This is a genomic window from Streptomyces sp. NPDC043952, assembly GCF_056435325.1.
The window spans coordinates 55,661-76,469 of record NZ_JBWKES010000028.1 but is presented as its reverse complement, the minus strand read 5'-3'; the positions used below and the strand labels follow the sequence as shown (position 1 = coordinate 76,469).

19 protein-coding genes and 1 pseudogene are annotated in these 20,809 nt (G+C 73.2%); 9 read left to right on the top strand and 11 right to left on the bottom strand.

The window, feature by feature from the left end:
- The first annotated feature begins 214 nt into the window (after positions 1-214).
- The 4 genes from AC069R_RS26120 to AC069R_RS26105 all read left to right on the top strand — a co-directional run bounded on the left by AC069R_RS26120 (position 215) and on the right by AC069R_RS26105 (position 3,234).
- A complete protein-coding gene (locus AC069R_RS26120; protein WP_478769258.1) occupies positions 215-793 on the top strand; it encodes a MarR family winged helix-turn-helix transcriptional regulator in 579 nt (192 codons plus the stop codon).
- Entirely contained in the window at positions 790-1,707 is a 918-nt protein-coding gene (locus AC069R_RS26115; RefSeq protein WP_478769246.1) for an ABC transporter ATP-binding protein, read from the top strand. Before AC069R_RS26120 ends, AC069R_RS26115 begins: the two co-directional genes overlap by 4 nt.
- Positions 1,664-2,527, top strand: coding sequence for an ABC transporter permease (locus AC069R_RS26110; protein WP_478769245.1), 864 nt, complete (start codon positions 1,664-1,666; stop codon positions 2,525-2,527). Before AC069R_RS26115 ends, AC069R_RS26110 begins: the two co-directional genes overlap by 44 nt.
- Positions 2,528-2,709: 182 nt before the next feature.
- On the top strand, positions 2,710-3,234 hold the full coding sequence (locus tag AC069R_RS26105) for a hypothetical protein (RefSeq protein WP_478769244.1): 525 nt from the start codon (positions 2,710-2,712) through the stop codon (positions 3,232-3,234).
- Between the two features lie 103 nt (positions 3,235-3,337).
- Here the strand turns inward: AC069R_RS26105 and hemC are convergent, their stop codons facing one another.
- The 4 genes from hemC to AC069R_RS26085 form a co-directional block, all read right to left on the bottom strand.
- The gene (hemC, locus tag AC069R_RS26100) at positions 3,338-4,279 is read right to left on the bottom strand and encodes a hydroxymethylbilane synthase (RefSeq protein WP_397987787.1); all 942 of its coding nucleotides are present in this window, start codon (positions 4,277-4,279) and stop codon (positions 3,338-3,340) included.
- Between the two features lie 96 nt (positions 4,280-4,375).
- Positions 4,376-5,332 carry an ATP-dependent DNA ligase gene (locus AC069R_RS26095; protein ID WP_478769257.1) on the bottom strand — a complete coding sequence of 319 codons (957 nt, stop codon included), beginning with the start codon at positions 5,330-5,332 and terminating at the stop codon, positions 4,376-4,378.
- A 138-nt stretch (positions 5,333-5,470) separates the two neighbouring features.
- Positions 5,471-6,247 carry a helix-turn-helix domain-containing protein gene (locus AC069R_RS26090; RefSeq protein ID WP_478769243.1) on the bottom strand — a complete coding sequence of 259 codons (777 nt, stop codon included), beginning with the start codon at positions 6,245-6,247 and terminating at the stop codon, positions 5,471-5,473.
- 191 nt (positions 6,248-6,438) lie between these two features.
- Positions 6,439-6,822, bottom strand: a complete 384-nt coding sequence (locus AC069R_RS26085) for an SH3 domain-containing protein (RefSeq protein ID WP_478769242.1) — start codon at positions 6,820-6,822, stop codon at positions 6,439-6,441.
- 251 nt (positions 6,823-7,073) lie between these two features.
- On the opposite strand from AC069R_RS26085, the gene AC069R_RS26080 reads away from it, so the two are divergent.
- From AC069R_RS26080 to AC069R_RS26070, 3 genes are all read left to right on the top strand, one after another.
- Positions 7,074-7,640, top strand: a complete 567-nt coding sequence (locus tag AC069R_RS26080; RefSeq protein WP_478769241.1) for a MarR family winged helix-turn-helix transcriptional regulator — start codon at positions 7,074-7,076, stop codon at positions 7,638-7,640.
- Positions 7,641-7,717: 77 nt separating this feature from the next.
- Positions 7,718-8,185, top strand: coding sequence for a peroxiredoxin (locus tag AC069R_RS26075; RefSeq protein WP_478769240.1), 468 nt, complete (start codon positions 7,718-7,720; stop codon positions 8,183-8,185).
- Between the two features lie 55 nt (positions 8,186-8,240).
- Positions 8,241-10,607, top strand: coding sequence for a SpoIIE family protein phosphatase (locus AC069R_RS26070; RefSeq protein ID WP_478769239.1), 2,367 nt, complete (start codon positions 8,241-8,243; stop codon positions 10,605-10,607).
- Positions 10,608-10,614: 7 nt separating this feature from the next.
- On the opposite strand, the gene AC069R_RS26065 is transcribed toward AC069R_RS26070, so the two are convergent.
- The 3 genes from AC069R_RS26065 to AC069R_RS26055 form a co-directional block, all read right to left on the bottom strand.
- Positions 10,615-11,052 (bottom strand): cupin domain-containing protein, encoded by a 438-nt coding sequence (locus AC069R_RS26065; RefSeq protein ID WP_478769238.1) that lies wholly within the window; start codon positions 11,050-11,052, stop codon positions 10,615-10,617.
- A 247-nt stretch (positions 11,053-11,299) separates the two neighbouring features.
- Positions 11,300-11,908 (bottom strand): DNA polymerase ligase N-terminal domain-containing protein, encoded by a 609-nt coding sequence (locus AC069R_RS26060; protein WP_478769237.1) that lies wholly within the window; start codon positions 11,906-11,908, stop codon positions 11,300-11,302.
- 59 nt (positions 11,909-11,967) lie between these two features.
- Entirely contained in the window at positions 11,968-12,798 is an 831-nt protein-coding gene (locus AC069R_RS26055) for an aldo/keto reductase (protein WP_478769236.1), read from the bottom strand.
- 188 nt (positions 12,799-12,986) lie between these two features.
- Between AC069R_RS26055 and AC069R_RS26050 the strand changes: the two are divergent.
- Positions 12,987-13,529, top strand: a pseudogene (locus tag AC069R_RS26050) (TauD/TfdA dioxygenase family protein); the annotation flags it as partial.
- Between the two features lie 54 nt (positions 13,530-13,583).
- Here AC069R_RS26050 and AC069R_RS26045 read toward each other — a convergent pair.
- From AC069R_RS26045 to AC069R_RS26035, 3 genes are all read right to left on the bottom strand, one after another.
- Entirely contained in the window at positions 13,584-14,615 is a 1,032-nt protein-coding gene (locus tag AC069R_RS26045; RefSeq protein WP_478769235.1) for an LLM class flavin-dependent oxidoreductase, read from the bottom strand.
- A gap of 133 nt (positions 14,616-14,748) precedes the next feature.
- Complete coding sequence (locus AC069R_RS26040) at positions 14,749-15,465, bottom strand: DUF5701 family protein (RefSeq protein ID WP_478769234.1); 717 nt, start codon at positions 15,463-15,465, stop codon at positions 14,749-14,751.
- Positions 15,466-15,554: 89 nt separating this feature from the next.
- A complete protein-coding gene (locus AC069R_RS26035) occupies positions 15,555-16,532 on the bottom strand; it encodes an alpha/beta fold hydrolase (RefSeq protein ID WP_478769233.1) in 978 nt (325 codons plus the stop codon).
- 474 nt (positions 16,533-17,006) lie between these two features.
- Between AC069R_RS26035 and AC069R_RS26030 the strand changes: the two genes are divergently transcribed.
- Positions 17,007-19,331 (top strand): M4 family metallopeptidase, encoded by a 2,325-nt coding sequence (locus AC069R_RS26030; protein WP_478769256.1) that lies wholly within the window; start codon positions 17,007-17,009, stop codon positions 19,329-19,331.
- Positions 19,332-19,396: 65 nt separating this feature from the next.
- Here AC069R_RS26030 and AC069R_RS26025 read toward each other — a convergent pair whose 3' ends face one another.
- The gene (locus AC069R_RS26025) at positions 19,397-20,596 is read right to left on the bottom strand and encodes a glycoside hydrolase family 64 protein (protein ID WP_478769232.1); all 1,200 of its coding nucleotides are present in this window, start codon (positions 20,594-20,596) and stop codon (positions 19,397-19,399) included.
- Between the last annotated feature and the right edge of the window lie 213 nt (positions 20,597-20,809).

Here is a 20,809-nt window from a genome sequence, read left to right as displayed (position 1 = left end):
GGGGCGTCAGGCCGCACGGGGCCGGCTCCCACGGAAGTGCCTCCAGTCCGAAGCACATACGTGCGTTTTCCCGCTCATGGACATCGCGAAACAATTCATCTCATAGCGGGAGAAACAGGGGAAAGTGGCTCAGTCCTCTTGACCGCATCTTGGGGCCGCCCGAGGGGTGATACCTCTGTAGCAGAGGTAACCTTCAGACGTGGAAGACGAAGCGATACGCGGGCCCGGCGGCGACGCGCCGCCCGGCGCGCCCGAGACCTTCCCGGTGGAGCTGACCGACGCGCTCGTCGGCATCCAGCGGCTGATCCGGCGCCGGCTGCGCGGCGGCCTGGCCGGACCCCGGCTGCGCGGTGCCGAGGTGGAGCTGCTGCGGCTGGTCGAGTCCCGGCCGGGTATCGGCGTCTCGGAGGCGGCCAAGGAATTGCACCTGGCGAGCAACTCCGTCTCGACGCTGGTCAACCAGCTCGTGCGGGACGAGTACCTGGTGCGGGAGACCGACCCGGCCGACCGGCGGGCCGCGCGCCTGCGGCTGACCGGGGCCGCCGAGAAGCGCCTGGAGGACTGGCACCGCCGCCGCGCCGAGCTGGTCGGCGGACATCTCGCCCGCCTCGACGGAGCCGACCACGACGCCCTGCGCGCGGCCCTGCCGGCCCTGCGCAGGCTCGCCGACCTGCTGCACGAGGACGACGCGGATCCCGGAGCGGCCGGGAACCACCGGCCGGCGCCCGTGAGCGCGCCGGCCGGGGCGCACGCCGCGCCCGAGGGACCCTGGACGGAGGGCACGCCATCATGACGACCGACCCGGCGGACACGTCCGCCACCCCGGCACCGGCAGCCACCACCCCGGCACCGGCGGCCACCGCCACGGCCGAGGCGGACACCGCCCACGCCGAGGCCGTCAGCTGCACCGGGCTCGTCTACGCCTTCGGCGAGACCAAGGCCGTCGACGATCTCGACCTGGGCGTCCGCGAGGGCGAGGTCTTCGGGCTGCTCGGGCCGAACGGCGCCGGCAAGACCACCGCCATCCGCTGCATCACCACCCTGCTGCCGGTCCCCGCCGGCATGGTCCGCGTCTTCGGGCACGACGCGGCCAGGGAGCGCATGGGCGTGCGCCGGCTGCTCGGCTACGTCCCGCAGCAACTGTCCGCCGACGGCGGGCTCACCGGCCGCGAGAACGTCGCCCTGTTCGCCCGAGTGTTCGACGTGCCGCGCCGTGAGCGTGCCGCCCGCGTGGACCTGGCGCTCTCCGCCGTCGACCTCTCCGACGCCGCCGACCGGCTCGCCGGCACCTACTCCGGCGGCATGATCCGCCGACTGGAACTCGCCCAGGCCCTGGTCAGCGCCCCCCGGCTGCTGATCCTGGACGAGCCGACCATCGGCCTGGACCCGATCGCCCGCACCGGCGTGTGGGAGCACATCAACGCCGTACGCGAGGCGACCGGCATGACCGTCCTCGTCACCACCCACTACATGGACGAGGCCGACCAGTACTGCGACCGGGTCGGACTGATGCACCGCGGCCGCGTCCGCGCCCTCGGCACCCCGGAGGAACTGCGCCGGGGCCTCGCCGAACGCAAGGGCACCGAGACCCTGCCCACGCTGGAGGACGTCTTCCGCGACGTCGCCGGCAGCGGCCTCGACGACAACACCGGAGGAGGTTTCCGTGAGGTCCGAAGCACCCGCCGCACCGCACGCCGCGTCGGCTGACCGCACCCTCGGCAAGGACACCGCGCTGCTGCTCAGCCCCCCGGTGCCGCGCGCCGGGTGGCGGCTGCTGCCCGCGCGGGTGCTCGCCATGTGCACCGTGGAGCTCCAGAAGCTGCGCCACGACCGCACCGAGCTGTACACCCGCGCCGTCCAGCCCGCCCTGTGGCTGCTGATCTTCGGTCAGACCTTCACCCGGATCCGGGCGATACCCACCGGCGGCATCCCGTACATCGACTACATGGCGCCCGGCATCATCGCCCAGTCCGCCATGTTCATCGCGATCTTCTACGGCATCCAGATCATCTGGGAGCGGGACGCCGGCATCCTGAACAAGCTGCTGGTCACCCCGACCCCGCGCTCGGCGCTGATCACCGGCAAGGCGTTCGCGGCCGGTGTGAAATCGCTGGTGCAGGCGATTGTCGTGATCGTCATCGCCGCGCTGCTCGGCGTCGCCCTGACCTGGAACCCGCTGAAGCTGCTCGGCGTCGCCCTCGCGGTGATCCTCGCCTCGGTGTTCTTCTCCTGCCTCTCCATGACCATCGCGGGCATCGTGCTCAGCCGCGAGCGGCTGATGGGCTTCGGGCAGGCGATCACCATGCCGCTGTTCTTCGGCTCCAACGCCCTGTACCCCGTCTCCGTGATGCCGGGCTGGCTCCAGGCGGTCAGCAAGGTCAACCCGCTGAGCTACCAAGTCGACGCGCTGCGCGGGCTGCTGCTGGGCACCCCCTCGCATCTCGGCGCCGACTTCGGGGTGCTGGCGATCGCCGCCGCGCTCGGCATCACCGCGGCCTCCTCGCTGCTCGGCCGGCTGGCCCGGTGATCTTGCCCGGAACGTGATGTGCGGCACGCACCGTGGCCCGCCCGGAAGGGAGGCGGGGGGATTCCTCCTGGGCAGCGCTTGATCGCCGATCAAAGCGGGCGAACCCCCTGGCCACGGTGCATTCCGCTCATTTGACAGTGCACTGAGCCCACAGATAGACACTCGGGGTCGAGAGGGGCGCTGTGTACGAGCCGAACGTGGTCGGTGACTGGCAGGAATACGAGGAGCATGCCGGTCTGCGGGTCCGCGTCCACCGCCTGGAGGCCGCCGAACCCCCGCGTGGACGCGACGACGCCGCGGCCGGGCTGACGTACTTCAGTGTCCGGGTGACGGTCGAGAACCGCGGCACCCGGCACTTCGGCATCCATCTGGAGGACGGCCAGGTCGACGTCCGGGTCGGTCCGGACGGCGAGGGCGCGTTCATCGACTGGCGCAACTCCCAGTTCATCGAGGGCTTCGACGTCCATCCGCTGCGCCGGGCCACCGCCGTCCTGTACGCCGCCGCCCCCGAGGCCGCGCTCACCCATGTGGACGTGCAGGTGCAGCTGCGGGTGGACGAGGAGTGGACCGACCGGCGGCTGTGGACGGGCGGCACCGGCGTCCAGGAGGCGACCGCGCAGGCCGCCCCCGTGGGCACCGGGCAGGGCGACCTGGCCCACCAGGTCAGCGCCTTTCTGAAGGAGCAGACGGAGCCCGGCACCGCCTGAGCCCCGGCCGCGCGTGAAGCGTCCCGAAGGAAGCGCGGGGATCGCGTGAGCGACCGGGACGCCCTCACCGGCGGCGACGGCGGGCGCCCCCCGAGGCCCCCGCTCAGTGCGGGATGCCGTCGATGATCTCCCGCGCCCCCTGCCGCAGCAGCGCCACCGCGACCGAGGTGCCGAGGGTGGCCGCGTCGAGCCGGCCCGCCCATTCGTGGGCGTTCAGCCTGACCTTGCCGTCGGGCGTGAACACACAGGCCCGCAGGGAGAGTTCACCACTGCGGTCCACGTGCGCGTACCCGGAGATCGGGCTGTTGCAGTGGCCCTGGAGCACATGCAGGAACATCCGCTCGGCCGTCGCCTCCCGGTGGGTGTCCGGGTCGCCGAGCCCGCTGACCGCGTCGATCAGCTCGGTGTCGTCCTGCCGGCACTGGAGGGCGAGGATGCCCGCGCCGATCGGCGGCATCATCGTCTCCGGGGACAGCACCTCGCTGATCACATCGGTACGCCCGATCCGCTCCAGGCCGGCCACCGCGAGCAGCAGCGCGTCCGCCTCGCCGTCGGCCAGCTTCCGGAGCCTGCGGTTGGCGTTGCCACGGAACGGCACGCACTCCAGATGCGGGTGGGTGGCGGCCAGTTGGGCGATCTTGCGCACCGCGGAGGTGCCGATCCGGGTACCGGCCGGCAGCTCGTCCAGGGTGCGGCCGTCCGGGTGCACCAGCGCGTCGCGGATGTCGTCCCGCTTCAGGAACGCGGCGAACACCGTCCCCGCGGGCAGCGGCCGGTCGGCTGGCACGTCCTTCAGGCAGTGCACCGCGAGATCCGCCGCCCCGGCCAGCAGGGCCGCGTCCACCTCCTTGGTGAACGCCCCCTTGCCCTCGACCCGCGCCAGATCGCCGAGCCACTTGTCCCCGGTGGTCTTCACGGGGACGACCTCGGTGCGCACTCCCGGATGCAGGGCGGCCAACTCGGCGCGGACCCGCTCCACTTGGGCCAGGGCCATGGGCGAGTCACGGGAGACGATTCGGATCAGTTCGGGAACCGGCATGCGCACACGATAGACCTTCGGGCCTCGTGCCAGACTCGCGGGCGGGTCCGCCGCCGAGTCCCGCGGGTCTCATGCCGGACCCGCCGCCGAGTCCTGCGGGCCTCACGCCAGGTCCGGGGGCAGGTCGGCCGCCGAGTCCCGCGGGGAAAGATCGGGACGCAGCCTTAGCCAGGACGGCTGACGCAGCAGACCCGAGCGGGTGCGCGTGCTGTAACCGACCTCCCCGACCAGCCGGGGCAGCACCCAGCGGGCGCCCGGTACGCGCGGCGCCGGGTCGAAGGGGCAGCGCCCGCTCGCCGCGTCCGCGAGCAGTTCCGCGAGCCGGGTGCGCTCCGCCTCGCTCCAGCCGGTGCCCACCCCGCCGACGTACCGCAGCCGGCCGGCCGCGTCCCGCTGGCCCACCAGCACCGCGCCGGGCAGCCCGGTCAGCCGCCCCTTGCCGGGCAGCCAGCCGCCCACGATCACGTCCTCGGCGCGCATGTTGCGGATCTTGATCCAGGCACGCGAGCGCACACCGGGCTCGTACACCGAGTCCAGCCGCTTGCACACCAGTCCCTCCAGGCCGTGCTCCCGCGTGGCCGCGAGCGCCCGCGCGCCGTGCCCGGTGACCGCGCCCGGCGTCGACCAGTGCGGCCCGGCCAGGCCCAGGTCCAGCAGTCGGGCGCGGCGCCGGGCGTACGGCTGCCGCAGCAGCGGTTCGGCCAGGTACGGCACGTCGAACAGCACCAGGTGCACCGGCACCTGCGCGGCCCGGCGCGCGGCCCGCGCGGGCGCGTGGGCGAGGCCCATCCGGCTCTGGAGCAGCTGGAAGTCGGCCCGGCCGTCCGCGTCCAGGGCCAGCACCTCGCCGTCGAGGATCGCGGGGGTGGCGCCCAGCGCGCCGCCGAGCGGCGCCAGTTCGGGATACGCCCCGGTGATCACCTCGCCCGAACGGGCGCGCAGCACCAGGCCGCCGTCACCGGGCAGATAGACCATCACCCGCTGCCCGTCCTGCTTGGTCTCGTACGCCCAGCACGCGTCCTGCGCGGCGGGCGGCAGCGAACCGGGGGTGGCGAGCATCGGCGCGATGAACGGCAGGGCTACGGCGGTCACGGCAGAAGATGTCGACCGAACCCGGCCCCCTCACGCGCCTTCCGGCCCCGGTTCCCCTGAACGGGGTGCCCCGGCCTCCCGGCGAGCCGCCGCCCGGCCGGTGCGTCAGTGCTCCGATACGGGGGGTCCGTCCGCGTCCAGGCCCGTGCACGCCACCTTCCCGCCCACCTCGGCGCACGCCTGCACGCCCCGCGGCGAACCCACCGGCAGCATCGGGCTGTTGACGCCGGTCACATCATCGGCCGGATAGCTCGCGGAGAGGATGTCGTCGCCCGCGCGGACCGACACCTCGCGGGCCAGCCGGCCGCGCACCCGCACCTCCGACCAGGCGGTCCCGCAGGACGGCGAGTAGCGCAGCCGTACGGCATAGGCGCGGTCGGCGACCCTGCTCCTGGTCTGCGCGTCGCGGGCGCACACCGAGGCGTCGGGCAACTGGCCCTGGCAGGACGCCCCGTGGCAGCGCGGCACCTCGCTCAGGGGCTGGGCCACCGGCGCGGATTCCGGGCGCCCGGACAGGGCCACGGCCGCCGCCACCGCCGTGGCCGCGCCGAACAGCGCGAGCACCGACACCGGGACCCACAGCGGCAGCCAGGACGAGCGCCGGCCGGGGCTCTCCTCGGGCGGGTCCGGGACAGCGGGTTCCCCGGCCGCCTCCCACAGCGCCAGTACGGCCGTGGCATCGGCGTCGGCCAGCCGGCACAGGGCCTCCACCGCGGGCCGCGGCGGACGCTTGCCGCCCGAAAGATAGCGGTGCCAGGCGGACTTGCTGTACGGGGTGCGCGTGGCCAGCGCCGCCAGGCTCAGCCCCGTACGGTCCTTCAGCTCGCGCAGTGTCACCACCAGCGACTCGTCCGGCGCGGTCGATCCTTGGGGGTGCCGCATCGTGCGTTCCTCGACTCCCATTCCCCTATGGGCGTTTCGCCCCTGTTGCCGGGATGGTTTCCCTGCCGGACGGGCGCTGCAACACCGGACGAGGTATGGGCCGGGTCAAGCGCCCTCATGCCGAAGGCCTGTTCGGGACGTGGCTCCCGGACAGGCCCTCGGCGGTCAGTGGGTGGTGCGGCGGACGCCCGTCAGCACCAGGGGACGTACCGGCCGGTGGTCACGTAGTGGGCGGAGACGTAGCCCCGGTGGTGGGGGAGCCGGTACCAGACGTGGTTGCCGTGCACCCGCGAGCCGTAGGTCTTGCAGCTGACCGAGATGAGCCGGTTGGTGTGCCGGCTGCCGACGACGCGGTAGCCGGTGCCCGGACCGGAGCGGACGTTGAGCCGGACGCCGCGGGTGGCGACCAGACCGGTGTGGTAGGGGTGGGTGCTGACGGGGTGCCGCGGGGCGGCGACGGCGGCCACCGGGTGCGCGGTGACGGTGCTCGCCGCGGCGGCACCGGCCGACACGGGCAGCAGGGCGAGCGCCGCGGCCGCGGCCGGCAGAACGCTCTTGAGAGCCCGACGGATCATGGAAACCTCCGGCTGTCGATCTCGTGACCACGAACCGTGATCACGCCGCCCAGCCTTGCCGTGCGAAGCCCTCACCATGCCGTTTCCGCGTCCCGTGGGACGGCGCGGGACGTCCCGTGCGGCGGGCGCGGGCCCTGATCCCCGTTCACGGCGCCGGGCCGGACGGACGTACCGGAGCGGACCGGTCCGTGCCGTGCGCGCCACCGGGACGAAAAGGCCGAGTCGGGCAATGGCTGCGTAGACTCGGGGGCATGCCCGCGCCGACGCCGTCCGGCCCGACCCCGGCCTCCCCGGAGGTCGCCGAGATCGAGCGCGCCCTCACCCGCGTCACCTACCTCGGCTCCCGCACCCGCCACCACGACCGGCTGCGGACCCTGGCCGACGTGCCGCTGGACCGGGCCGCCGTGGCGCTGCTGCGGCAGATCGCGGACTGGGAGCCGATGCGGCCGGGGGAGGTGGCGCACCGCCTCGGCGTGGAGGCCTCGCATGTGACCCGGACCGTGCAGCAGCTCCACCGGGCGGGCTACGTCACCCGCGTGCCCGACCCCGACGACCGGCGCGCCCAGCGGATCCGGCTCACCGACGCGGGCCGCCTCGCCGTCGGCCGCGTCCGGGAGGCCGGGGCCGCCGAGATGCAGCGCGCGCTCGCCGGCTGGCGGCCCGGAGAACTGCGGCAACTGGCCACGCTGTTCCACCGGATGGTCGACGACTTCCTCGCGTACTCGGCCGAGACGGAGGGGGAGCCGGGGCGGACGGCGGGGCCGGGGCGCGAGGGACCGGGGCCGGCGGGGGAGCGGGACCCCGTGGATCGGGACTAGGAGTCGTACGAACGGGCCCCCCGGCGGCTTACCGTCCAGTAATATCCGGCGGCAGGCCACCAGAGGAGGAACCGGTCATGAGCGAGCGCGTCCAGGTCGGGGACAAGGTGGAGGACTTCGCCCTCCCCGACGAGACCGGGACCGTCCGGAGCCTCGGCGAACTGCTCGCCGACGGCCCCGTGGTCCTCTTCTTCTATCCCGCGGCCCTCACCCCCGGCTGCACCGCCGAGGCCTGCCACTTCCGCGACCTCGCCGCCGAGTTCGCCGCGCTGGGCGCCCGGCCCGTCGGCATCAGCGGCGACGACGTCGGCAAGCAGCGGGAGTTCGCCGGCCGGCACACGCTCGGCATGCCGCTGCTGTCCGACGCCGACGGCACGGTGCGTGAGCGGTTCGGGGTCAGGCGCGGCTTCACCCTCGCCCCCACCAAGCGCGTCACCTACGTCATCGGCGAGGACCGCACCGTGCTGGAGATCGTCCGCAGCGAGCTGCGCATGAACACCCACGCCGACAAGGCCCTCGCCGCCCTGCGCGCCCACCGGGGCTGACCCCGCCCCGGCCCCGCGCTTGAGGAGCCGAACGAATCGGATCATTCTGGGCCTTATGGACCGAGTCGCCGCCGTGGCGATCATCGACACTCGGGGCAGGGTGACCGGGTGGAGCGAGGGCGCGCGGCTGCTCACGGGCCACCCGGCCGGGGACGTCGTGGGCCGCCCCGCGGCGGACCTGCTCGCCGCGGAACTCCCCCAGGGAGCCCTCGCGGCGCCGACCGGCACACGCCACGGCACCGTCGCCCTGCGCCACCGCGACGGCCACCGCCTCGACCTCGCCGTCACCGCCTGCCCCCTCGACGGCGGCGACGGGCGGCTCGCGGGCTACGCCGTCACCGCGGAACCCCCCGCCGTCACCGCCGAACCCCCCGGCACAGCGCTCGCCGCCCAGGCCTTCGACCAGGCGTCCCTGTCGATGTCCGTCTTCGACCTCCAGCAGCGCTACCTGCGCCTCAACGACGCCGCCTGCAAGGTCCTCGGCGTCCCCGAGGAGGGGCTGACCGGCCGGTTCTTCTCCGACACCGTGGCCGACACCGAGTCCAACCGGGGCTTTCTGCGCCATCTGCGCGAGGTCGCCGAGACCGGCCTGCCGGTGCGCTACGAGAGCTTCGCCGCCGCGCCCGCGCTGAACCGGGAGCACGCCTGGAGCCTGGAGATGTGGCCGCTGCACGACGCCTCCGGCACCCGGACCGCGGTCGCCATCGCCGCCTACGACAGCAGTGAGCAGTACTGGGCCAGACGCCGGCTCGCCCTGCTCAACGAGGCGGCCACCCGCATCGGCACCACCCTCGACGTGGTGCGCACCGCCGAGGAACTGATCGAGATCCTCGTCCCGCGCTACGCCGACTTCGCCACCGTCGACCTGCTGGACTGGGTGCTCGGCGCCGACGAGCCCCCGATGTCCGCCGCCGGCGAGGTCGAGCTGCACCGCGTCGCCTACCAGTCCACCCGGCCCGGCAGCCCCGGAGTGGCCGTGCGGGTCGGCGAGACCCAGATCTACCGGCCGCCCGCCCCTCCGGCCCTCGCGCTGAGCGGGGGTCACGCGGTGCTCAGCCAGGCCGGTGAGCCCGGCTTCCGGGCCTGGCTCGTGGACCGCAACGAGCGCTCGCCCGAGGGCCGCCGCTTCCGGGAGGGCGTCCACTCCATGATCGCCGTACCGCTGCGCGCCCGCGGCACCACCCTGGGCGTCGCGGTCTGCGTCCGGCTGGTCCACCCGGACGACTACGGCCCCGACGACGCCGTCTTCGCCGAGGAACTGGCCAGCCGCGCCGCGGTCTGCATCGACAACGCCCGCCGCTTCGCCCGCGAGCGCAGCACGGCCCTCGCCCTCCAGCACAGCCTGCTGCCGAGCGGGCCGCCCGGACAGGCCGCGCTCGACGTCGCCCACCGCTATCTGCCGTGCGGCTCGCAGGCCGGGATCGGCGGCGACTGGTTCGACGTCATCCCGCTCTCCGGCGGCCGGGTCGGGCTGGTCGTCGGCGATGTGGTGGGCCACGGCATCAGCTCCTCGGCCACCATGGGCCGGCTGCGCACCGCCGTGCGCACCCTCGCCGACGTCGACCTGCCGCCCGACGAACTCCTCACCCACCTCGACGACCTGGTGACGCACCTGGCCGCCGAGAACGGCCGTGAGGAGGTCGCCGAGATCGGCGCCACCTGCGCGTACGCCGTCTACGACCCCGTCTCGCGCCGGCTCACGCTCGCCGCCGCCGGCCACCCCGCCCCGTTCCTCGTCCTGCCCGGCGGCGACGGCGCCGAACTCGCGCCCATGACCGCCGGGCCGCCCCTCGGCATCGGCGGACTGCCCTTCGAGGCGACCGAGCTGGAGCTGCCCGAGGGCACGATCGTGGCCCTGTTCACCGACGGCCTGGTCGCACACCGCGCCGGAAACCCGGACGGCGCCGACGACGCGCTGCGCCGCGCCGTCGGGACGCCGGCCGACTCCCTCGACGCGCTGGCCGACGGCGTCCTCAAGGCCGTACTGCCCGACCAGCCGTGCGACGACGTGGCGCTGCTGCTGGTGCGCACCCGCGCCCTGGGCGCCGACCGGGTCGCCACCTGGGAGGTGCCCGCCCACCCCGCCCAGGTCGCCGTGGTCCGGCAGGCCGCCGGCGAGCAACTGGCCGCGTGGGGGCTGGAGGAAACCGCGTTCGTCACCGAACTCGTCGTCAGCGAACTCGTCACCAACGCCATCCGCTACGGCGAACCCCCCATCCAGCTACGCCTGATCCGCGACCGCGCCCTCATCTGCGAGGTCTCCGACGGCAGTGCCACCTCACCCCACCTGCGCCGGGCGCACGCCGACGACGAGGGCGGCCGGGGACTGCTGCTGGTCGCCCAGCTCACCCAGCGCTGGGGGAGCAGGCAGACGGCCGCGGGCAAGACCATCTGGGCCGAACAGCCGCTCCCCGACGCCTGATCGGCCCCTACTGGAAGGCGCAGCCCGGATTCGGCGCGTCCTCGGAGAACGGGGAGCCGTGCGGCAGCACGTACAGCACGTCGAGCACCACGGGGGTGTCCCCGAGGTTGCGGCCTATGTGCACGTGCCCCGCCCCGGCCGGCTCCTGTATCGGCGCGCCCGCCGTGTACACCCCGTCCGGGGCGCAGGCGGAGTCGAAGTGGCTCAGCGTGCCCTGGCGCACCACGCCGTACAGCGGGCCGTCGTGGAAGTGCCAGCCGGTGCTCTGGCCGGGCGGGATGGTGATCTCCCGCAGGGTGTAGTCGGTGCCGTCGACGGTCCGCTCACTGAGCGTGCGGGCGGTCACTCCGGGGCCCGCCGGGGTCGCCCCCGCGGTCCCGCAGGTCAGTACGGTGACGGCGACGACGGCGCCGATCAGGGCGGCGCCGCGCGGTGCTGTGCGCATGGGATGCCTCCAGGGAAGGGAAGGATGTCGGCGCGAACATAGGCCCGCCGCACGCCCGTCGGGGCCGGAATCAGGGAATCCGGACCGTCAACGCGCCCCGCCGGGTCGTCAGCGCGCCCCGTCCAAGCGCTGTCGGGCGCCGTCGGATCGCCACCGCGCACCGGCATCGCGCGTCGGCGCACCCGTATCGCGCGATGGCGGCCCGGCATCGCGCGTCGGCGGCCCGTCGTCGCGCCCCGCCGGACCGTCATCGCCCCTCGCCGTCCGCCGCGACCTGGGCGAGGGTGCGCCCGGTGCGCACCGAACGCGCCCGCCGGGGATCGGGGCTGCCGTGCGCCGCCTTCCCGGCCCGGCCCTTGCGCACCAGCAGCCAGGCGTCCTCCCCGTCCCGGCCCCGGAAGCGGGTCAGGGCGTACTCGCCGTGCAGCTTGGCACCGTGCAGCCGGAACGTGGCGTGCCCGCGCTCCAGCGACTCGGCGAAGTCCACCGGCCGCCCCTGCCGGTCATGGCTCAACGGCTCGTACGTCCCCCGGTCCCACACGATCACCGTGCCGCCGCCGTACTCGCCCTTCGGGATCACGCCCTCGAAGTCCTCGTACGCCAGCGGATGATCCTCCGTCGGCACCGCGAGCCGCTTGTCGCCGGGGTCGGCGGACGGCCCCCTCGGCACGGACCAGGACTTCAGGACGTCGTCCACCTGGAGCCGGAAGTCGAAGTGCATCCGGCGCGCGTCATGGATCTGCACCACGAACCGCGGCCGCCCGCCGCCCTCGGGCGACCGCCCGCCCGAGGGCTCCCGAGTCCGCTCGAAGTCGCGCTTGCCGCGGTACGTCCGCAGCCGGTCCTCCGCTGCCACGTGCGGCTCCTTCCCCGCGTCCGGCACACCGGGCACCGGGTACCCCCCTCACACGGGGATCAGAACTCCTCGTGCGTCTCCGGGTCCCCGCCGAGCCGGCGCGGGGCGTGCCGGGCGATGGCGGCCAGCTGGTCCGAGTCCAGCTCGAAGCCGAAGACGTCCAGGTTGGCGCGCCGGCGCTCGGGGTCGGCGGACTTCGGGATGGGCAGCGCGCCCAGCTGGACGTGCCAGCGCAGCAGCACCTGGCCGGGGCTCACGCCGTGCTCGTCGGCGATCCGGCCGACCTCCGGGTCGCCCAGCAGCTGGCCGCCCCGCCCCAGCGGGCTCCAGCTCTCGGTGAGGATGCCCTGGTCCGCGTGGAAGGCGCGCAGCTCCTCCTGCGGGAACAGCGGATGCAGCTCGATCTGGTTCACCGAGGGCAGCACCCCGGTCTCCTTCTCCAGCCGCACGATGTGCTCCGGGGTGAAGTTGGAGACGCCGATCGAGCGGACCAGACCGTCCTCCCGCAGCTTGATCATCGCCTTCCAGGAGTCGACGTACTTGCCGACGCGGGGATTGGGCCAGTGGATCAGATACAGGTCCACGTACTCCAGGCCGAGGCGCCGCCGGGACTCCTCGAAGGAGGCGAGGGTCTCCTGGTAGCCGTGGTGGCGGCCGGGGAGCTTGGTGGTCACCACCACTTCCTCGCGGGGCACCCCGCCGTCGGTGACGGCGCGGCCCACGCCGGCCTCGTTGCGGTAGTTCACCGCGGTGTCCACCAGCCGGTAGCCGAGTCCGAGCGCGTCGCGTACGGCCCGCTCGGCCGCCGTGTCGTCCAGCGGCCAGGTACCGAGGCCGAGGGCGGGGATCGTCGTTCCGTCGTTGAGCGTGTGCACCGGTATGCCGTTCACGGGGGAACCTTCCGCTCGACAGTGTCGTGCTCCCAGCCTCACGGACAGGGCGAGTGGCGATCAACCGGGCGGGCGCGACGAGGCCGGCGGACGGCACGGGCCAGTAGGGGCGGCCGGAGGGGCCGGGACGGTCGCGGGAGCCGGAGCGGCGGGAGCCGGGCAGCGGCGAGGACACGCGGGTCGGCGGCATGGCCACGGAAGACGGCGTGGACATGCGGGTCGGCGGTGTGGAGGTGCGGCCCGTCGCCGGGCACATCGGTGCCGAGATCACCGGCGTCGACCTCGCCGCACCCCTGGACGACGCGCTGGCCGGCCTGACCCGGCGGGCCGTGCTGCGCTGGAAGGTGGTGTTCTTCCGGGAGCAGCGCCTCGACCACGCAGGGCGTGCCGCCTTCGCCCGCCGCTTCGGCGAGCCGGTCGTCCCCGGCCGCCGCGGCGGCGCCTCGCCCCCGGACTTCCCCGAGGTGGAGACCACGGCCGACCGGCTGGAACTGGGCGGCCGCTACGGCATGGACCACGAGGAATGGCTGGCTCGCCGCCGGCCCGCCCTGCCGCGCGGCCGGCACCGCGACCACGGCGCGCGCGTCGACCCGCCCGCCGCGACCATCCTGCGCGCCGAGTCCGTCCCGCCCTACGGCGGCGACACCACCTGGTCCAACCTGGCCGCGGCCTACGCGGGCCTGTCCGCACCCGTGCGCGCCTTCGTGGACGGGCTGCGCGCCGAGCACCGCCGTCCACACCGATCACCGGTACACGGGCGGGCCGCTGGTGGGCCGGTACGACGGTCAGGCGGACGGTCGCCAGCCGAGCGCGGGGCCGAGCTTCGTCGCCATGTCGGTCAGGATCTGCACATAGTCCTCGTGCGCGAAGGTGAACGGCAGCGCGAAGACCACCTCGTCCACCTCCCGGAACGCCGGGTCCGCCCGCAGCCGCTCGGCCAGTTCCGCCGAGGTGCCGACCAGGTCCGGCGCGAACAGCAGCCGCGCCGGGCCCTGCGGGGCGGCGGTGCGGGGCAGTCTCCTGGCCGCGAACTCGGCGTACCGGGCGCGCTGTCCGGGAGTCGCCGAGTCGGTGGGTATCACCACCAGGCCCTGCGAGACCCGTGCCGCCTCCCCTTCGGGGTGGTGCGCCCGGAACTCCCGGATGAGGGACCGCTGTATCCCCGCGAAGTCGTACGGCTCGCCGCCCGGACCCGCCGCCTTGACGACGCTGCTGGTCAGGAAGTTCATTCCGTGCTCGCCCGCCCAGCGCGCGGAGCCGGGGCTGCCGCCGCCGTACCACAGCCGGCCGCCGAGACCGGGGGAGTGCGGCTGCACCACATCGCTGAACACCTCGAAGCCCTCGACCCCGCTGAAGTCGCTGGCGGGCTTGCCGCGCACCAGGTCCAGGAGCCGCCGCACCCGCTCGTAGCCGAAGTCCTCGATGTCGCCGGTGTCCGGGTACAGGGCGTCCTTGACCTGGTCGTAGTGCATCGGCGGGCCCACGCTGACCCCCGGATTGAGCCGGCCCCCGGACAGCAGGTCGACGGTCGCCAGGTCCTCGGCCAGGCGCAGCGGGTTCTCCCAGCCGAGCGGGATGACCGCGGTGCCCAGTTCGATGCGGCGGGTGCGCTGGGAGGCGGCGGCGAGGACGGCGACCGGGGACGATATGCCGTACTGGAGGTGCCGGTGGCGGACCCAGGCGCTGTCGAAGCCGAGCCGCTCGCCCAGTTCGATGATCTCCAGGGTGGACTCGTGTCCCCGCGCCGGGTCCGCCGGGTCGAACAGGCCGATCGTGAGGAAGCCCAGCTTGCGCAGGGGGCGTGGGGTGGGCGGCACGGGCTCCTCCAGCGGTCGTACATCGATTCCCCACCGAGTGTGGCAGCCGAGTGTGACAACTGTGTGATCGGTTTCCGGCGCCCCACCGGCCGCCCCCCGGCCGTCCTCCGACCGGGGGGCGGCCGGGCTCGGGTCAGCGGCCCACGGCGATCGGCCCGTCCTGGGCGGAGACGGATCGCTCCACCCGCTCGCGGGCCGTGGCCGAGGCGAAGCCCAGCCAGCTGTGCCGGTTGCCCGCCCAGCACCAGCCCACCTTCGGCGCGTCGCGGCGCTCCCGGCCGTCCCGCCCGGTGCCGTTGCTGATCCAGAGCGCCGGGGTGCGCGAGTCCGGCGCGCCGCCCGGCTTGCGCAGCCGGGAGCCGATCGTCATGAAGCAGTGGTTGCGCTCCAGGACGTCCGGCTGCTGGAGCACCCAGTGGATGCCCTCGGTGAGCAGCAGCGGGGTGCGGGAGCGCGCGGTGAGGGCGGGCAGCGCCTCGTCCGGGCTCCAATCGGCCAGCTCGTCGCCGCGGTCGAGGCCGGTGACGAGGTAGAGCGGGGCCTCGGGCAGCGCGATGGCGTCGATCGGCGCGAACAGATCGACGTCGGTCATGTCGACGACGACGAAGCCCGGTTTGCCGCCGCGGCGCAACAGGGGCGCGAGGGCGGAGGCGGGCGCCCGGTCCGGGTGGACGGCGAGCAGGGCACCCTCGCCGCCCGGCCGGGCCCCGGCGCGCAGGGCGAAGTCGCGGACCTCGGCGGGCGGCAACCCGGCGAGGTCCGCCACCCCGCTCTCGATCAGCCGCTCGGCCTGCGCGCGCAGACCGGGAAGTAACGGTAGGGAAGCGGTGGTTGGCGTGGTCTCGGACACACTTCTCCCAAGAGGGTCGATGCGGACGGACCCCCGCACAACGAACCGTCCCGCCCCGCTGTTCCCGCGGCCGCGGATTCCTCCGGGTCTCAGCCGGGGAGCTTGGCCAGCCAGTCGATGAGCAGCCGGTTGGTCTCCTCGGGGCGCTCCTGCTGGATCCAGTGGCCGCAGTCGTCGAGCAACCGCGAGGAGAGCAGGCCCGGCAGGGTGACGGGGAACGCCTCGACGGCCTTGGACAGCCAGGTCATCGTGACGTCCAGGGCGCCGCCGAGGAACAGGGACGGCTGGGTGAGGGGGACGCCGTCGTACGCGGCGAGGTCCGCCCAGTCGCGGTCCATGTTCCGGTAGCGGTTGAGCGCCCCGGTCAGCCCGGTCCGCTCGAACTCGCCCGCGTAGAAGTCGAGTTCGCTGTCGCCGAGCCAGCCGGGCGGCGGTCCGGCGGGACACCGGTCGAGCAGGGTGCCGCCGGGGCTGACGAAGTACGGGGCGGGGTCGCCGGGTCCGGGCATGGTCCCGGCGGACAGGGCCCGGTAGAAGCGCGCGAGCCAGCCGCGCACATCGGGTTCGATCTCGGCCTCGGCGCGGCCCGGCTCCTGGAAGTAGGAGATGTAGAACTCGTCCTCCCCGCCCATGCGGCCGAAGAGTTCGGTGGGCCGGGGCCCGCCGCGCGGGGTGTACGGCACGCTGAGCATGCCCACCGCCCGGAACACCTCGGGTGCGAGCAGGCCGGAGGTCGAGGCGATGGGGGAGCCCCAGTCGTGGCCGACGACCACCGCGGTCTCCTCGCCGAGCGCGCGCACCACCGCGACGTTGTCCGCCACCAGTTCGGTCAGCCGGTACGCGTCGGTGGCGGCGGGCTTGGAGGAACGGCCGTAACCGCGCACGTCGATGGCCACCGCCCGGTAACCGGCCGCGGCGAGGGCGGGCAGCTGATGGCGCCAGGAGTACCAGGACTCCGGGAAGCCGTGCACGAGCAGCACCAGCGGCCCGCTGCCCTGCTCCACGAGATGGATCCGGCCGCCCTCGGTGGGCACCAGCCGGTGCGTCGGTTCGGTGCCGTGTGTCATGAGCCCTCCCGTGGGCTGTCGAGTGAACGCGGGCTGTGGCGTGAAGGGTTGTCCGGCCGTTCGATCGCGCCGGCTGTTCGATCTTCCCAGGTCGGGCCCTTGAGTCACAGGCGCCCCAACAGGTGTTTCCTGAACGTGAATTGGCCACGGGGGGAGCACACAGCGACTTCATAGGGAAAACCCTCGATTGGCCCCCCGGCTGGTGACATGGACGGTTCAAGACTGTCATTCTCCCAGCGCACGCTGATCCCCCACGAACGCACCACGGATCACGGTCCCGCACAGCACCGCCCACCGGACAGCAGACCCGGCTGTCCGGTCCTCACAGGCCGCGACCCGGCGGCCTCCGCAGGAGGAGTAAGAGTGAGACCCCACAGATCCCTTTCTCACGGACGCCTTCCCCAGGGACGTCTCGCCAAGAGGGCCACGGTAGGAGCCGCCCTGCTCTCCACCGCGGCCCTCTTCGCCGTCGGCATGCAGACCGTCCCGGCGACCGCCGCGCCCGTCGCGCACCACCTCAGCCCCCTGCGCACCGGCGCCCTGGAGGCCAGGCTCAGCCCGGCCCAGCACAAGGCCCTGATCCAGAGCGCCCGCGACAAGACGGCCGACACCGCCCGCACCCTCGGCCTCGGCGCCAAGGAGAAGCTGGTCGTCAAGGACGTCACCAAGGACGCCGACGGCACGCTGCACACCCGCTACGAGCGCACCTACGACGGCCTGCCCGTCCTCGGCGGCGACCTCATCGTGCACACCCCGCCCGCCTCGCTGGCGGCCGGCACCGTGAGCACCACGTACAACAACAAGCACAAGATCCAGGTCGCCTCGACCACGGCGACCTACACCAAGGCCGCCGCCGAGAGCAAGGCGCTGAAGGCCGCCAAGGCCCTGGACGCCGCGAAGCCCACCGCGGACAGCGCCCGCAAGGTGATCTGGGCCGGCAGCGGCACCCCGAAGCTCGCCTGGGAGACCGTGATCGGCGGCTTCCAGGACGACGGCACGCCGAGCCGGCTGCACGTCATCACCGACGCCACCACCGGCAAGGAGCTGTACCGGTACCAGGGCATCGACACCGGCGTCGGCAACACCCGCTACAGCGGCCAGGTCTCGCTGACCACGACCCAGTCGGGCTCGTCGTACACCCTGACCGACGGCACCCGCGGCGGGCACAAGACGTACAACCTGAACCACGGCTCCTCCGGCACCGGCACCCTGTTCTCGCAGACCAGCGACACCTGGGGCGACGGCACCAACTCCAACGCCGCCACGGCCGGCGCGGACGCCGCCTACGGCGCGCAGGAGACCTGGGACTTCTACAAGAACACGTTCGGGCGCAGCGGCATCAAGAACGACGGGGTCGGCGCCTACTCCCGCGTCCACTACGGCAATTCGTACGTGAACGCGTTCTGGGACGACAGCTGCTTCTGCATGACCTACGGCGACGGCTCCGGGAACAACGACCCGCTGACCGCGCTGGACGTCGCCGGCCACGAGATGAGCCACGGCGTCACCTCCAACACCGCGGGCCTGGAGTACAGCGGCGAGTCCGGCGGTCTGAACGAGGCGACCAGCGATATCTTCGGCACGGGCGTGGAGTTCTACGCGAACAACAGCTCGGACCCCGGTGACTACCTCATCGGCGAGAAGATCGACATCAACGGCGACGGCACCCCGCTGCGCTACATGGACAAGCCGAGCAAGGACGGCGGTTCGGCGGACAGCTGGTACTCGGGCGTCGGCAACCTCGACGTGCACTACTCCTCGGGCCCGGCGAACCACATGTTCTACCTGCTCTCCGAGGGCAGCGGCACCAAGGTCATCAACGGTGTGACCTACAACAGCCCCACCTCGGACGGCGTCGCCGTCGCCGGCATCGGCCGGGACGCCGCCCTCCAGATCTGGTACAAGGCGCTGACGTCGTACATGACGTCCAGCACCAACTACGCCGGTGCCCGCACCGCGGCGCTCAACGCGGCCGCCGCGCTCTACGGCACCAACTCCGCGCAGTACGCGGGCGTCGGCAACGCCTTCGCGGGCATCAACGTCGGCAGCCACATCACCCCGCCGGGCAACGGCGTGACGGTCACCAATCCGGGCAGCCAGTCCTCCACCGTGGGCACGGCGGTCAGCCTCCAGGTCCAGGCGAGCAGCACCAACGGCGGCGCGCTGACCTACAGCGCCTCCGGCCTGCCGACCGGCCTGTCGATCAACAGCTCCACCGGCGTGATCTCCGGTACGCCGTCCGCGGCCGGGACCTACAGCACCACCGTCACGGTGAAGGACTCCACCGGCGCGACCGGCACCGCGACCTTCTCCTGGACCGTGAGCACCAGCGGCGGTGGCGGCGGCTGCTCCTCGACGCAGCTCCTGGCGAACCCCGGCTTCGAGTCGGGCAACACCGGCTGGACCGCCTCCAGCGGCGTCATCACCAACGACAGCGGTCAGGCGGCCCACGGCGGTTCGTACAAGGCGTGGCTGGACGGCTACGGCACCTCGCACACCGACTCCCTGTCCCAGTCGGTGACGATCCCCGCGGGCTGCAAGGCGACCCTGTCCTTCTACCTGCACATCGACTCCGCCGAGACCACCAGCAGCACCGCGTACGACAAGCTGACGGTCACCGCCGGTTCGACCACCCTGGCCTCGTACTCGAACCTGAACAAGGCCTCGGGCTACGTGCTGAAGACCTTCGACCTGTCCTCGCTGGCGGGCCAGACGGTCACCCTGAAGTTCAACGGCGTGGAGGACTCCTCGCTCCAGACCAGCTTCGTCGTGGACGACACGTCCCTGACCACCAGCTGATCACCCGCACCACCTGAACACGAGGGTCCCGCTCCCCGGCCGGGGAGCGGGACCCTCGCACGCGGTCAGTCCAGCGGACCCAGCGTGAGATACGCCTGCTGCGGGTCGCCGTCGTCGACCAGCGACTCCTGGTTGCCGACGTCGTCGAAGGCGAACGCGTACGCCTTGCCGTCGGCCATCTCCGCGTGCACCGCCTTCGCGTACTGGTTGGTCACCGCGTCCTGGTAGAAGTCACCCGGCGTGTTGTCCGGCGCCTGCGAACTCACCAGCAGCGTCGAGCGGTTGAAGCCGGCGCACAGGGTACGGGAGATGGGGCCGCGCACGGCGTCGTTGGGCGCGTCCAGCAGCTTGTGGCAGCCGAACACGCTGTCCGCGTCCGGCTTCTGGAAGCTGGTGACGACCGCGCCGGAGGTGTCGGTGAAGTTCATGACGTTCCCCGAGACCCGGCCGTAGAACTTCTTGTCCGGCTGATCGGCGAACGGCGTGACGGTCAGCGTCGAGGACGTGTACTTCTGCCAGACCCGGTTCACGTAGTCGTCCATCGCGCTCGCGGGCAGCGCGCCGGTCTCCACGCCGTACAGCGGTGACAGCGCGCGCAGCACCGAGCCGTCGGAGCCGGTCTGGACCAGCCCGGACCAGCCGCCGGGCTGGGCGCGCAGCGCGCTGAAGAACCCCGACCAGCCTCCTTGCTTCAGCTGCCCGGTGGTGCTGACGCTCCCGTCGGCGCGGCGCACCCCGACGGAGTACGGCGCCGAGAACATGTCCACCTGCGTGCTGTTGAGCCACAGCCCGGAGTCGTTGAGCGTGTACTCGGACCAGTTGAAGAGGATGTCGTGGTTGGGGTCGGACGGGTTCTGCACGGCCGGCTGCACCAGACCGCCGGTGGTGAGCTTGAAGACGAGCTTCTGCCCGTAGGAGAAGTAGATCCGGCCGGAGAACTTCGGGATGCGGATCGTGGTCGACTGCCCGGCGGCCGGTCCCGGAATCGCCGCGTCCGGCGCGGGAGTCGGCGGATTGCCGCCGGCCGGCCAGGCGTGGAAGACACCGTTCGCGTCCGCCCAGCCCTGCTGCCCGGAGGACAGCTGGGTGCCGAGGTCGTAGAGGTAGACGGGCTGGGCGCGGCCCGAGTTGTTGGTGACGGTCAGCGCGATGGTGTCGGGCACGGCCGCCGTGGCGTGTTGGGGGACGCCGAGGGCGAGCGCTCCGCCGACGAGGGCGGTGGCGGCGACGATCGGCAGCGCGCTGCGGGTTCGGATGTGCGGCACTCTCCACCTCCGTGTGGGGTCGGGGTCGTACGGACCCCCGGTTCCTGGTCCGTACCTCTCTGAGAGCGCTCTCAGCCTGGTGCCGAAGTCGTGTCCCTGTCAACGAGTTGGGCGTGAGTTCCCGTTCCCCGTAGGGGGAGCCCTGCCGCCCGGCGCCCACTGCGGGGCGGGCGCCATGGGCCGGTGACGGATGGTCCGGATGGGGGCGGTGAC

Excerpts from the sequence above, each read along its gene's own strand:
- AC069R_RS26115 (WP_478769246.1), top strand. The coding sequence starts at position 790 with ATGACGACCGACCCGGCGGACACGTCCGCCACCCCGGCACCGGCAGCC.
- AC069R_RS26095 (WP_478769257.1), bottom strand. The coding sequence starts at position 5,332 with ATGCTCGCCACCCCCGGTTCGCTGCCGCCCGCCGCGCAGGACGCGTGC.
- AC069R_RS26090 (WP_478769243.1), bottom strand. The coding sequence starts at position 6,247 with ATGCGGCACCCCCAAGGATCGACCGCGCCGGACGAGTCGCTGGTGGTG.
- AC069R_RS26085 (WP_478769242.1), bottom strand. The coding sequence starts at position 6,822 with ATGATCCGTCGGGCTCTCAAGAGCGTTCTGCCGGCCGCGGCCGCGGCG.
- AC069R_RS26080 (WP_478769241.1), top strand. The coding sequence starts at position 7,074 with ATGCCCGCGCCGACGCCGTCCGGCCCGACCCCGGCCTCCCCGGAGGTC.
- AC069R_RS26075 (WP_478769240.1), top strand. The coding sequence starts at position 7,718 with ATGAGCGAGCGCGTCCAGGTCGGGGACAAGGTGGAGGACTTCGCCCTC.
- AC069R_RS26070 (WP_478769239.1), top strand. The coding sequence starts at position 8,241 with ATGGACCGAGTCGCCGCCGTGGCGATCATCGACACTCGGGGCAGGGTG.
- AC069R_RS26065 (WP_478769238.1), bottom strand. The coding sequence starts at position 11,052 with ATGCGCACAGCACCGCGCGGCGCCGCCCTGATCGGCGCCGTCGTCGCC.
- AC069R_RS26035 (WP_478769233.1), bottom strand. The coding sequence starts at position 16,532 with ATGACACACGGCACCGAACCGACGCACCGGCTGGTGCCCACCGAGGGC.
- AC069R_RS26030 (WP_478769256.1), top strand. The coding sequence starts at position 17,007 with ATGCAGACCGTCCCGGCGACCGCCGCGCCCGTCGCGCACCACCTCAGC.